This window comes from Leptospira idonii, assembly GCF_004770995.1.
Taxonomy (GTDB): Bacteria; Spirochaetota; Leptospiria; order Leptospirales; family Leptospiraceae; genus Leptospira_A; species Leptospira_A idonii.
Window position 1 is genome coordinate 240,242 of sequence record NZ_RQHW01000013.1, and the last position, 11,623, is coordinate 251,864.

11 protein-coding genes are annotated in these 11,623 nt (G+C 41.6%); 7 read left to right on the forward strand and 4 right to left on the reverse strand.

What is annotated here, in order from left to right:
- Positions 1 to 30: 30 nt before the first annotated feature.
- Both EHS15_RS04540 and EHS15_RS04545 read right to left on the reverse strand, forming a co-directional pair.
- Positions 31 to 753, reverse strand: a complete 723-nt coding sequence (locus tag EHS15_RS04540) for a DUF7424 family protein (RefSeq protein WP_135759345.1) — start codon at positions 751 to 753, stop codon at positions 31 to 33.
- A gap of 290 nt (positions 754 to 1,043) precedes the next feature.
- On the reverse strand, positions 1,044 to 2,018 hold the full coding sequence (locus EHS15_RS04545) for a molecular chaperone DnaJ (protein WP_246051893.1): 975 nt from the start codon (positions 2,016 to 2,018) through the stop codon (positions 1,044 to 1,046).
- Here EHS15_RS04545 and EHS15_RS04550 point away from each other — a divergent pair.
- The 4 genes from EHS15_RS04550 to EHS15_RS04565 are packed head-to-tail and all read left to right on the forward strand — an operon-like array spanning position 2,007 to position 5,983.
- Positions 2,007 to 3,722 (forward strand): acyl-CoA dehydrogenase family protein, encoded by a 1,716-nt coding sequence (locus EHS15_RS04550; RefSeq protein ID WP_135759346.1) that lies wholly within the window; start codon positions 2,007 to 2,009, stop codon positions 3,720 to 3,722. The two genes, EHS15_RS04545 and EHS15_RS04550, sit on opposite strands and share 12 nt — an antisense overlap.
- Complete coding sequence (locus EHS15_RS04555) at positions 3,722 to 4,630, forward strand: AEC family transporter (RefSeq protein ID WP_135759347.1); 909 nt, start codon at positions 3,722 to 3,724, stop codon at positions 4,628 to 4,630. The genes EHS15_RS04550 and EHS15_RS04555 overlap by 1 nt, the downstream gene beginning before the upstream one ends.
- Positions 4,627 to 5,532, forward strand: coding sequence for a DMT family transporter (locus EHS15_RS04560; protein WP_135759348.1), 906 nt, complete (start codon positions 4,627 to 4,629; stop codon positions 5,530 to 5,532). The genes EHS15_RS04555 and EHS15_RS04560 overlap by 4 nt, the downstream gene beginning before the upstream one ends.
- Positions 5,501 to 5,983, forward strand: a complete 483-nt coding sequence (locus EHS15_RS04565; RefSeq protein ID WP_135759349.1) for a DUF4442 domain-containing protein — start codon at positions 5,501 to 5,503, stop codon at positions 5,981 to 5,983. The genes EHS15_RS04560 and EHS15_RS04565 overlap by 32 nt, the downstream gene beginning before the upstream one ends.
- A 3-nt stretch (positions 5,984 to 5,986) precedes the next feature.
- Here the strand turns inward: EHS15_RS04565 and EHS15_RS04570 are convergent, their stop codons facing one another.
- Both EHS15_RS04570 and EHS15_RS04575 read right to left on the reverse strand, forming a co-directional pair.
- Entirely contained in the window at positions 5,987 to 8,407 is a 2,421-nt protein-coding gene (locus EHS15_RS04570; protein WP_135759350.1) for a 1-acyl-sn-glycerol-3-phosphate acyltransferase, read from the reverse strand.
- 18 nt (positions 8,408 to 8,425) lie between these two features.
- Positions 8,426 to 8,632 carry a hypothetical protein gene (locus EHS15_RS04575; protein ID WP_135759351.1) on the reverse strand — a complete coding sequence of 69 codons (207 nt, stop codon included), beginning with the start codon at positions 8,630 to 8,632 and terminating at the stop codon, positions 8,426 to 8,428.
- A gap of 89 nt (positions 8,633 to 8,721) precedes the next feature.
- Here EHS15_RS04575 and EHS15_RS04580 point away from each other — a divergent pair, with 89 nt between their 5' ends.
- From EHS15_RS04580 to EHS15_RS04590, 3 genes are read left to right on the forward strand one after another with little or no spacing between them, the layout of a single operon-like run.
- Positions 8,722 to 10,101 carry an SLC13 family permease gene (locus EHS15_RS04580; RefSeq protein WP_135759352.1) on the forward strand — a complete coding sequence of 460 codons (1,380 nt, stop codon included), beginning with the start codon at positions 8,722 to 8,724 and terminating at the stop codon, positions 10,099 to 10,101.
- A gap of 55 nt (positions 10,102 to 10,156) precedes the next feature.
- Complete coding sequence (locus tag EHS15_RS04585) at positions 10,157 to 10,723, forward strand: hypothetical protein (protein ID WP_135759353.1); 567 nt, start codon at positions 10,157 to 10,159, stop codon at positions 10,721 to 10,723.
- 9 nt (positions 10,724 to 10,732) lie between these two features.
- Entirely contained in the window at positions 10,733 to 11,551 is an 819-nt protein-coding gene (locus EHS15_RS04590) for a CAP domain-containing protein (protein WP_135759354.1), read from the forward strand.
- Positions 11,552 to 11,623 lie beyond the last annotated feature (72 nt).

The following is an 11,623-nucleotide window of genomic DNA, read 5'->3' on the forward strand; positions in this document are numbered from 1 at the left end:
TGTTTCCTTTGCGCTGATCTATGCAATAGACTATTTCACCTTTTGTTTGCTTTCCAGATAAAGAAAATCGGAGGCACCATTCACATAAAAGGAATCTCTTAATACATTTGATAAAACAATATTTGTTTTGGATCTAGGAGCCATTTCAAATTTTTTAATTCCTGGAACAGGTTCCTGCTCTATATAAACACTTAAAACTTCCGCATTGATTTTATTTTTAGTGTCATTGATGACTGAAATTCCCAGAGAAAATTCCTCGATTTTGAGAGTATTAAAATACTTAGCTTGGATCGTTTCTTGTAAGTGATCGAAAAGTTCCGTGTTTAAAAACAAACCGACTCGAATCAAATCGCCTTTAGCAATTGTTACATTAAATAAACCTTCTACAGGTGTGATTTGGTTACCCTTCGCCAATATGATCGGAATTTTAACGGAACCTTGAAAGTATCCTTCTAAATTGGAAGTGGCACATTTAGCATTTTTAATCTCTCCGAAATAATCGCTCAAAGTGGATATAAGATATTCCTTGTCTTCCAGACATTTTGCTTCGGATGGAACCGAAAATCTCAGTTCCGCATTGGAGTATGCCTGTTTGGTTTCTATTCCGTTTGCGATTTCGAATATTTCGGAAACATAAACTTCTGTCACTATGGAATATTGACAAACGAATGAAAGTAAGATGATACTGAGGGGAGCGGTTTTAAGGAAATATTTTCCAAATTTTTCACAGAGGGAATGCAGTCTTTCTTTCATTTTAGAATCCTAATTTACGATGAATCTATGCCATTTGTTAACAAAGGGCTGTTCGAAATGGATCGGATGTGGGTATTATATCCCCGCCCGATTTGAGGGTGGGGAACTAGACCCGCCGCCCAATGGCTTCCTTCTATCACAGAGCGGCTGTTTTAGATATTCCTTTTCGCTTTTTGGAAATTTTTTTAAAAATCTTTTCACCTTTTTGCCTATGTTCTTACATTCATAGTCGGTAAAATTTTAGATTGTGATTTGTTCGTGGGTTTAGTTAGGACAGTTTGAACGTATGGTTAACCCGCTTCTCCCATGAGCAGAATGAGGCGGTTGTATTTTAAGATGATCTTTTTGGTCATCTCTTCCCCTTTTTTATTGATGTCAGGGTGATACTTCTTCAGTAATTCCTTAAATTTTTTTTTCACGTCAGGAACTTTCGCATCCGCTTCCAAATCGAAAAAGGCGAGCAGTTCTTCGATTTCTACATTGAGTTTAACTTTGATTTTACGCTTTTTCGGTTTTTCTTTTCTGATTCTTCCAAATAACTCGTAATAGGTGCGATCCCTAAATTCTTTTGTGATGTCTCTGAAGTTTAGTATTTTGGTAGGAATGAGTGCGTTCAGATATTCTTTTAAAAACTCTTCCGCTCCGAATTCAGGACGGATCTTTCTAGTATCCAGAAATATATTGATCGTCCTTTGAACGAAAAAATCGATTTCGAATTTATCCATCAGATAGGAATCGACTGCGTCATCATAATCCACAGTTGCGGTCGCCAAAAGCAGAAGCAGTTCCTTATCCAGTCTGTGGTTCTCTACCGTTTTTTGGATTAGGCTTTTGTAAGATTCTCTAAGTTCGTAAAGCGGCCGTTCACCGAAGAAAATTCCACCTTTCAGAAATGCGGAGGAGACATCCTCCAATTCCAATTCGGCCGCCAAAAAATCGATTAGGTATTCTCCGTCGATTTCATTGAATCCTCCCGAAAGGGACATTTGCGGCTTGGTAGATCGGAATTGGTAAATTCGTCTGAGGCAATCCTCCTTTCGCATTTCCATAAGTTCGGAAAGCCGGTCGTAGGATAAAAACCAATGGAGGGATTCGCTATGGTTCTGCAGTTCGAAGATAACATCCCCCAGGATTTGTTTGGATTTTGAAATTTCCGCCTTTACGACCATAGTTCTGAAATCTTGCCTATAACCAATTTGGCAAGGAGTTTCTTTTTTGCTAGTGAAACCTGTTCCTTTTTGTGTACTGGAACTATGAATCACCATATATCCGACCACCCCTCCTTAAAACCATACGATATATCAAATTATTCAGGACTCCGAGGTAAAAATTTTTACGAAATCGACCGAGCTTTGCAAAGGGCAGTGGCCAGATATTCCGAAAATTTCGCACCGGATCATAAGGCTGCGATGGAAGCTCATATCAAAGGATACGGCGAACTGGTCGGAGGAGTTTTGGATGAACTCACGGAAAAATCCCATAAGGAAGGGAAATATGGCGAGGTGGTAAAGTTCGATCGAACCGGAAAAAGAATCGATCAAATCGTTTACTCTACGGAACAAACTCAATCCAGAAAGATCTCATACGATTACGGTGTAGTGAATTTAGACTTTCATTCCTCTTGGAAACATCCATTCCCGAATATTCATCGTTATGCGCTTACATATCTGATGAATTTGAACGGAGAAGGAGGAGTTGCATGTCCTTTGGCAATGACCGACGGAATCATCTATGCTTTGAAACAAATCGGAACGGACAGACAAAAAGAAAAATATCTCCCTCTCGTTGCAGGAGAAGGCAGCGCCTCTCATTTTATGGCGGGTCAATATGTTACTGAGAGAGTCGGAGGGAGCAATGTTCTTGCGAACAGAACCGTTGCCAAAAAAGCGGAAAACGGCAAATGGATATTAGTCGGTGAAAAATGGTTCTGCTCTAATCCGGGGGATCTTTGGGTGACTACAGCCAAGATAGAAGGAACAAATACGATCGGAATGTTCTTGGTTCCTAGAATCAAAGAAGACGGAGAACTCAACGGCCATCACATCCTTCGCAAAAAGGACATCATCGGTTCCAGAGGAAAACTGACCGTGGAAATTATTTATGATAACGTGGAAGCGGAAGAATTCGGAAGACCCTCACACGGAATAGTCAATCTCATCAAATACATCATTAAAATTTCCAGAATCCACGTCGGTTTAGGTGCTTGTGGCAATGCGAGAAGGGGAGTGATGGAAGCCATTGAGTATGCGAAATGGAGAACCGCCTACGGAAAAAAAGTGAATCAGTTTTCTTCTTATGCAAGATCTCTAGCAGAGATGCAAATTTTTCAGACAGCAATGACATTCGTTAACTTTCGTTCTGTGGATTTAGTAGAGAAAGAACATTTGGCTGCGGAAGTTCTCATTCCTCTTTTGAAATATAAATCCTCTTCCCAAGCAAGCTGGATCACACAGAAAGCGATCCTTTGTTTGGGAGGAAACGGAATCATCGGAGACTTCTCTCCTCTGCCAAGATTGCATAACGATTCTATCATCAACGAAACTTGGGAAGGAACACATTTGATCGTAACGGACCATTGCCTTCATGCGTTACAAAAGAACAAAGTGTTTTCTGCCTATTGTGAACTTGTGGAAACATTGAGTAAGGATGCAAAATCTTATCCTGCATTGAATTATGCGAACTCGGTATTCGAATCCAAGTTTTCCGAATTGAAAAACATCCTGGAAAATGAATCTAAAGAATGGAGAGAGATCAATCGTGTTTACATTGCGGATCTCACTTATGGAGTGGTCGCTTTGGCGGAGTATTTGGAACAGGCAAGTTTCGATCTTAAAACCAAAAAAGAATCGATATATTCCGATTTTGCAAACGGTTATGCGGAACTGTTTCAACTGGGAGCGGATGCTCCTAGAAAAAAAGACGGAGTGTTTTTGAATCCCGAATCGCTCGAGGCAATCATTCAGTATTAATGTCGAATCTCATTTTACTGGGAGTTTGTTTTTTATCGGGGATGCTTTTCCGAAGATCGGGAAGGTTCCCTGAGAACACCACTCAGGTTTTGAATGCATTTATACTTCATGTATCTTTGCCGGCCTTGGTGCTGTATCATATTCATGAAGTTAAAATCACCGAAGAAATTCTGCTGCCTGCGCTTATGCCGTGGGTTTTGTTTTTTTTAGCCTTCTCCTTTTTTTACCTTCTTTATAAATTCAAAAAAATAGAATTTAAAACGGCTGTTTGTTTGACTCTGACTGCAGGATTAGGTAATACATCCTTTGTCGGTATTCCCTTGTTAGATGCCTATTTGGGAAAATCATCCTTAGGATACGGAATCGTTGCGGATCAGTTAGGAACTTTTTTGACATTGAGTTTCCCTGGAATCATGCTCGCTTCCGTTGCGGAACACGGTTCTTGGCAATTCAAACCTCTGTTGAAGAGAGTAATCGGTTTTGTTCCTGTGCAGGCACTTCTACTCGCCTTTTTACTTCGACCTTTCGAATACCCGGAATGGACAAAAACGGTTTTATTGAGATTAGGTGATACATTAACTCCATTGGCTTTGGTCTCCGTGGGTTATCTTTTGAATCTCAGAACTTTGAAGGGTCACAAAAACACCTTGCTTCTAGGTTTGGGTATGAAATTGGTGATCCTTCCCCTTCTAATCTATTATATTTTTCGTCCATTTACTTCGGATCCATTAATGTTCGAAGCCATCGTTTTGGAAGCGGCTATGGCTCCGATGGTGACTTCCGCCATCATCGCAATCGAAAGAAATTTGATTCCTCATCTAGCGGGTCTCATGTTGGGACTAGGAATCCCTATTTCTTTCGGCACTACTTATCTTTTTCTCACCGTTATGCGAGGAGGCTTTCTGTGAATTTAAAATTTTTGATTCTATTGATATTCGCCATGATCTCTTGGGGAATTTCTTGGCCGATCGCCAAATTAATAGCAGGAGTGGTTCCTATCCATGTGCTCGTATTTTGGAGATTTTTAGCCACTTTTTTATCCGTAATCCCCATCATGATTTTTTTAAAGATTCCGTTTTTGCTTCATTCCGGCAAAGACTATCTCAGTGTGATTCTGGGAGGAGTCATCTATACTCTATACAATCAATTTTTCTTTTTAGGTCTTTCCAACGGACTCCCCGGCGCAGGAGGGGTTTTGGTCACCACCTTGAATCCTATCGTAACTTTTTTCATAGTTGCATTGGTTCAAAAGAAGAGAATTAACAAAAGACAGGCGATCGGACTTTTCTTCGGGTTGATCGGAGGGCTTGTCATTCTAAAGGTTTGGGAGATTAGTTTTCAGGGCCTTCTTTTAACAGGAAATTTATTTTTCCTTTTCTGTGCGTTTACTTGGGCGACTCTCTCGTTGAACAGTCAAAGAACCGGTCAATCCATGTCTCCGATTGTGTACAGCTTGTACGTTTATGCGGTAGGTTCCGTGATCGAGTTTTTATTCTCTTTTAGGGATCCTCAATTTTTTGCGGTTTGGGATTTCGGAGTTCATTTCTGGCTTAGTATGTTTTATTTAACAGCAATATCCACCACATTCGGGACCACAGTTTATTTCTATGCGGCAACAAGATTAGGTTCGGAAATCGCAAGCTCCTTTATCTTTATCGTTCCTTTGTCCGCTTATCTCAGCAGCGTATTGATTGTGAATGAACCGATTCAAATTTCAGTGTTAGCGGGTGGAGCTTTGGCGATCCTTGCTGTTTATTTGATCAATTCGGGCAGGAAAAATGTACCAGTCGAAAGTCTCGTGGAAAACTAGACTTAGAGTCTGGCTTTTTAATTTTTATCTCCCGTATTTGGGTGCGGGGATAAGGATTACACATATAGCGCCCGATTTTTCCAGATTTCGAACCGAAATGAAACTAACTTTCTATAATCGAAATTATGTGGGAGTTCATTTCGGAGGATCATTGTACGCAATGTGCGATCCTTTTTTTATGCTTATCCTTTTGGAACGTCTGGGAAAAGATTATATCGTTTGGGACAAAGCAGGAAACATGGAATTCGTCAAACCGGGAACAGGAAAAGTTTCCGCAGAGTTTCATATTACTGACGCAGAAATTGATAGAATCAAAGAAGAGATCGAAAAGAAAAAAAAAGGAGACTTCACCTTCCATGCCGACGTGGTCGGCGAAGGAGGGGAAGTGATTGCAAGAGTGGAAAAGATCGTATATGTTCGGAAACGGGGAAAACTCCCCGTTCAAAACTAAATCTTAATACTTTTGATCCTCGTCTTCCGGAATCATAGTTCCGTAATAATTGATCAGGGCTTCCTGTTTCGATCTAACGATTCTGTTCGCAACTTCAATTAACTTACGTTTTTCGAGAATCTTTCTTCCCTTTTCCCAAATTTCTTCCGGGTCTTTTGTCAGATAATTTCCATTATGCCTTGTGATGAAATCCTCAACAAGCATAGTGGATTGACTCAACTCGACAGAATGTTCGTTTTCGGAAAGAATTTTCGCAACGATTTGATTCGGAAGAAGTTTGTGGTATTGTTTCCATCCTTTCGTGATTCTATAGGAAAGTTCCAAAGTGGGATCTTCCGTATGTGCATATTCCGAGATAGGGATAGGATCGCAAAACTCCACATATACGTTGGATCGTTTGGCCAAAAAGCCTCCCATACTCAACTCTTCATGAATATCGCAGAATTGATTGTCTTCAGGAACCGTCTCATAAGATACAGCCATCGGAACGATGACGATTTCCGTTCCGGAACTTCTGAAGGCATTCACTGCAGTGGAAAGAAGTCCCGTTTTTACGGGAACGATTCCCCCTGTTCTGGATCTGGTTCCTTCCGGATAAACTAGGGAAGGAATTCCTTGTTCCAACATCACTTGGGAATACAGCGTCAAACATTCTAGATACAAACTGTTTCTGGTTCTTTCTCGATCCACAGCATACGCACCGAGCGATTTCAACATCCACTCCCAGAAAGGATTGGACATCAAATTGATTCCCGCCGCATAACGAGGAACAGGCAGACCTAAGTGAAATAACGAGTAGGCGACTTCCACCGAGTCCAAATGGGATCTGTGAGTAGGAGCGTACAAAAGATTGTATTTGGAAGAAAGAGCTTTGACTACTTCCGTTTTTCCGCCGATGTGAGGAATCATCGACCCTCTCATGAAACCACCTGACAGTAGTCTGATGGGAGCCACAAAACGAAGGATCGACTCTCTGACGGTAGGGCTGTAGTTATCGGCAATCTCTCTTACATAAAAACGAACCAATTCTTTGATGTGAGTCGGTTCTTCATCCTTATTGCAAGCATTGAACCTCTGCCAAATTTCCAATTCCTGAGTGAACTTTTCTTCATCCAGTTTTTGGCGTTTCCTTTTGGCTTTGGCCAATCTCTTTTGTGTGTTTTCTGCGATCGCGGAGGATTGTTTTTTAACTCTGCTTGTGGTACCTGCGACGCTGTTGATTTGTTTGAGGATTCGGTCCACAAGTAAATTCTGAAAATCAATCCCTGAGGTTAGATTCAATCCTACTTTTTTCTGAACTACCAGAGGCGCAGATGCCACATTCGATTTCGTTCCTCGGATGAGATCCAATAACGCATTCGGAGGTTGTTTTCGAGTGAGAACGTCGAAAAGAGTTCTGTGCAAAGTGAAAGGAAGGCGGATTTCGTTGGCAAGTTCGATAAGGATGCTGAGGGCGTAAGTCCCTTCCACATTATCGTGCCACTTGTTCGATTCTCTTTCTATGAATTGTTTCGGAGAAAAGAAAATTTCGATCCGATCCATCACGCTCAGTTTTTCTTGCCCGCTTAACAGTTCTCCTACGATCTTCTGACCGAAACTTCGGTTGCGGCTTCTGCTGCAGGTGGCAGTAGCGATAAAATCGGCAAGTCCCGATCTCCCCATAACGGTGTCCGGTCTGGCTCCGTATTTCATGGCAAGGTCTCTGACTTCCTGAAACCCTACCGATAAAACTTCACCTAATAAATTCGATCCGTATCTGGGCATAAGGGAAACGATCCCTGCCGCAATCGCCATAGGATTTTTGGCGACACCGATGATTTCCATTCCGTGGATGTCATCCGTAGTCGAAGTATGGATATAGTGAGACAGAAAAATTTCGGCGATGTAGTCGGAAGTTGCCTTATCCAAAGAACCTATATTGAAGAAAGTGTATTTTTCTTCAAGAAGTTCGACTAACATAGAAGGACCGTTCACCACAGCAATGGAAGAAGATCTGAAATTTCTTTCTTTCAGAAGGTAATCCAGATATTGGCTGTATGTGACAAATCCATGTTTCTTTCTGTATTTGCTGTCTAAGATTCCTTTGGTAAAAAAGGAAAAAACATATTCGTTATTCGGCGATATCGTATCAAGTAACGAATGTAAGCTGTCTAAAAAAAAGCGAGAGGGAACTGCAATATGAAAAGCCCAATCGTCTCTCCCGAATCGATCCAAGCTGGAAACAATCTCTACATGATCCGGAATATCAACGGTGATTCCTAAAATCTCCGCTTGGCGACGTCTGTTTAGAGTTTCTACAACTTCCTTATCGGGGATCCAAAGAATTACTTCGTCGTATTTTTGCGCTACCAGTGTGGATATGATAATCCCCATAGGCCCGCTTCCTAATACGGCTTGTTTTAAGTCGTTATAGGTAATGGACATAATCGGAAGTAAAAGAAATTATGTTTCTTTTTTGCCGAAAAGCCGAGTGGCAATCTCAGGAAAATAGGCTCCGATGATGATCATGGATAAACCGATGATGTTCGGAATGGAAAAAAAACGGAAAGGGGTAGCGCCTCTGTCCAAACCTACATTGATGACGCAAAGACACCAGCCGCCTAAAATCAAACCTAAACCGATGAGATGAAATAATATTTTTTTGATCATCTTCAAAATTCTCCTTTTTTATATCTTCTTGTTGAAACTCTCTCTCTTGGATGGAAAACTACCATACCGAAGGAAATCGTCAAGCGACAATGGTTATCATTTCGATTCTTATTTGTACAATTATTATACTGCCGTCCTATTTCGGTTTTTACCAATCTTGGTTGGGTCTCACCCCTCCTCAGGAAATCAATTTGGTCATCGCACTGGTATCCGCTTATCTCTGGCTTACGGAAGTCATCCCCCTGTATGTAACCGGTTTTCTCATTTTGTTTCTGGAATTGTTCTGGCTCATTCCCGTTTGGGGAGACGGTGCCCCGAAACCGAACGTATTTTTATCCTGCTATTTTTCCGAGACCATTTTACTCTTCTTAGGCGGTTTTGTGATTTCTCAAGGGATCGCAAATTACCGATTGGACGAAAGTATGGCTCGGTTCGTGATTCGGGAAACGAAAGGTTCTTCCTTTCTGCTTCTTTTGGGACTCGGTTTTGCTACCGGTTTCCTTTCCTGTTGGATGAACAATACAGCCACCACAGCGATGATGTTAGGTTTGGTGGCTCCCATGATGAAGAATTTGGAAACCGAATCCCACTTGAGAAAGGCGGTTTTGTTTGTGGTTCCTTTTTCCGCCAATTTGGGAGGGATCGGAACTCCTGTGGGAACTCTGCCCAATGTGATAGGAATCGGTTACATGAAAGAAAAAGGTTTCGAGGTCGGTTTTCTGCCTTGGATGGGTTTCGGGATGCCCGTATTTCTGATTTCAGTATTCGCACTCTGTCTCATCCTATATTGGTTCTATCTTCGAAAGAATCCCGAACAAAGTGACCGGCTTTCCGCTCCGTCGGAAAAAAAGAACCAAGACGTACAAATCCAAACTAAGGTCAGCTTATTCATCATCGCATTGACTATCTTAGGCTGGATGACATCCGATCTGCATAAGATATCGAACGGAACCGTTGCCTTGTTTCCTGTGATTTTATTTTTCGGACTCAAACTGCTTTCTTTGGAAGACTTTCGATCCCTCTCTTGGGATGTTCTGATTCTGATGGGAGGAGGGATTGCTTTAGGTAAGGCGATGGAAGAAACCGGTTTGGCAAAATATTTTATCAGCTTACTCTCATTAAGTGGCAAATCCTCCTTATCTCTTTTCGTCATCTTCTCCCTTATGTCGCTTGGGTTGTCTTGTTTTCTCAGCAATACATCCGTCGCCAATTTGATCCTTCCCATCACGATGGGTCTGCCTGCGGAAGTGATTCTTCCTGCAGCATTGGGCGCCACGATCGGAGCATCTTTAGCGATGCCGTTTCCTATCTCTACTCCTCCCAATGCATTGGCCTTCAGTTACGGAGGAATCCGAAGTTGGGAGATGGCGAGAATCGGAGGACTGGTATCCATCGTATCCGTAATCGTTTTCATCGTGCTGGGAGGAAGTATCTTGCATGGAATGGGATGGGTGGATTTTTCGAAATAGAAAGGGAAAAAAGACTTTTCTTATGAATGTTGATCTGTAACATTCAAGGCGGGTCATGACTTACTTTCGTTTTGTTATTTTCTTACTTATTTTTTCTTCCTTTTCTCATTGTTATAATTATCTAAGCGAAGATGTTCCTATCATCGTTCGACCCGAGCTGAAACAAAGAATTTCTCTTCTTACCATCAAGGTCAGCTCTCCAGAATCGGAACGTTCTAAAAAGGAGATCACCGCTCTTTATACGAAGTACATCAACGATACGGGTTATTTCGGAAGAGTGATCAGCGAAGGAATTCGAAGCCCTCATCACATCGATATTTATACTTCCGAAGTGAATGAATACGAACATTTTTGGATTTCTTCTTTATCGACTCTCTTTATGATCGGAACGGTAGGTTTGCTCCCTTCCATATACAGTCAGGAACGAGTGTTACATGCTGATTTTTACGTGGAAGATCGTTTAGTAGGAAGAGAACGATATCGTCAAAAACATTCCACCTTGTTCGGGGTTCCGTTTTTCTTTATTTGGGAATCGGGAATTAAAGAAGCAAAAACAATAGAATACAATAAAGAAAGAAACATGATTCATAATATGATTCAAGATTATAATCGTTATCTTTAAGGAGTATGTATGAGATCCACCTCACTCAACACATTCGTCATCGCGCTCGGTTTTTTCGCTTCCTGTGCGATGTTTCAGCCGAAAAAAGAAGCCGTCAAAGAAGTCAAAAAAGAAACAACAACTACGACAGTCGCTAAAACCGTCGATGCCAAAAATCCAGAACTGGCTTTTTTAGAGTCCATTGAAGACGGAAGAAAACTTCCCAGTTCGGGAAATTGGAAACCTTCCCAATACGAAGAGTTCAACGATCAAACTTTTTTCAGTTATGCTCCTGCAAAGGAAGTCATCGATTTTTCTAACATAGATTATCCGTTACTCAATGCCGCAATTTTCTTCGAAGCTTCCAAAGAAAGAAGAAAGTTGGGGCTTCGTCCTTTTCGTTATTCTCCGTTATGTGAACAGGCGGCTTTCGGTCATGCGCAAGACATGGTAACCTATAATTTTTACTCTCATACGAGTAAAGTGACAGGAAAAGAAGCCTTAAAAGATCGATTGGAACTTGTGGGAATTCTAAACTCCATCGCAGGAGAAAACATCATCGTGTCTTTCGGGATCGATTACAAACCGGGCACTCCTGTTTACACACCGGAACAAAATAACGGAAGTTTTTTCAGCTACCAAAAAAACGGAACACCGATCCCGAATCATACTTACGTTAGTTTGGCGGAATCCCTTGTGGAATCATGGATGAACTCTCCTCCTCAAAGAAGAAATGTTCTTAATCCTGACTTCAGTTATATGGGAGGAGGTGCCTACCATTTCCAAGATGCAAGGTTTCACAATATCGATAAAGTGAAGGCCGCCCTGGTATTTTCCTCCCGTCCCTGACGAAGGCAGGGATGCCGGAGTTCGGGAGTCGAAACAGGAAGTTTCGCGACCGAGAGCGTGAAGTATATTTCG

Excerpts from the sequence above, each read along its gene's own strand:
- EHS15_RS04540 (WP_135759345.1), bottom strand. The coding sequence starts at position 753 with ATGAAAGAAAGACTGCATTCCCTCTGTGAAAAATTTGGAAAATATTTC.
- EHS15_RS04550 (WP_135759346.1), top strand. The coding sequence starts at position 2,007 with ATGAATCACCATATATCCGACCACCCCTCCTTAAAACCATACGATATA.
- EHS15_RS04545 (WP_246051893.1), bottom strand. The coding sequence starts at position 2,018 with ATGGTGATTCATAGTTCCAGTACACAAAAAGGAACAGGTTTCACTAGC.
- EHS15_RS04555 (WP_135759347.1), top strand. The coding sequence starts at position 3,722 with ATGTCGAATCTCATTTTACTGGGAGTTTGTTTTTTATCGGGGATGCTT.
- EHS15_RS04565 (WP_135759349.1), top strand. The coding sequence starts at position 5,501 with ATGTACCAGTCGAAAGTCTCGTGGAAAACTAGACTTAGAGTCTGGCTT.
- EHS15_RS04570 (WP_135759350.1), bottom strand. The coding sequence starts at position 8,407 with ATGTCCATTACCTATAACGACTTAAAACAAGCCGTATTAGGAAGCGGG.
- EHS15_RS04575 (WP_135759351.1), bottom strand. The coding sequence starts at position 8,632 with ATGATCAAAAAAATATTATTTCATCTCATCGGTTTAGGTTTGATTTTA.
- EHS15_RS04580 (WP_135759352.1), top strand. The coding sequence starts at position 8,722 with ATGGTTATCATTTCGATTCTTATTTGTACAATTATTATACTGCCGTCC.
- EHS15_RS04585 (WP_135759353.1), top strand. The coding sequence starts at position 10,157 with ATGACTTACTTTCGTTTTGTTATTTTCTTACTTATTTTTTCTTCCTTT.
- EHS15_RS04590 (WP_135759354.1), top strand. The coding sequence starts at position 10,733 with ATGAGATCCACCTCACTCAACACATTCGTCATCGCGCTCGGTTTTTTC.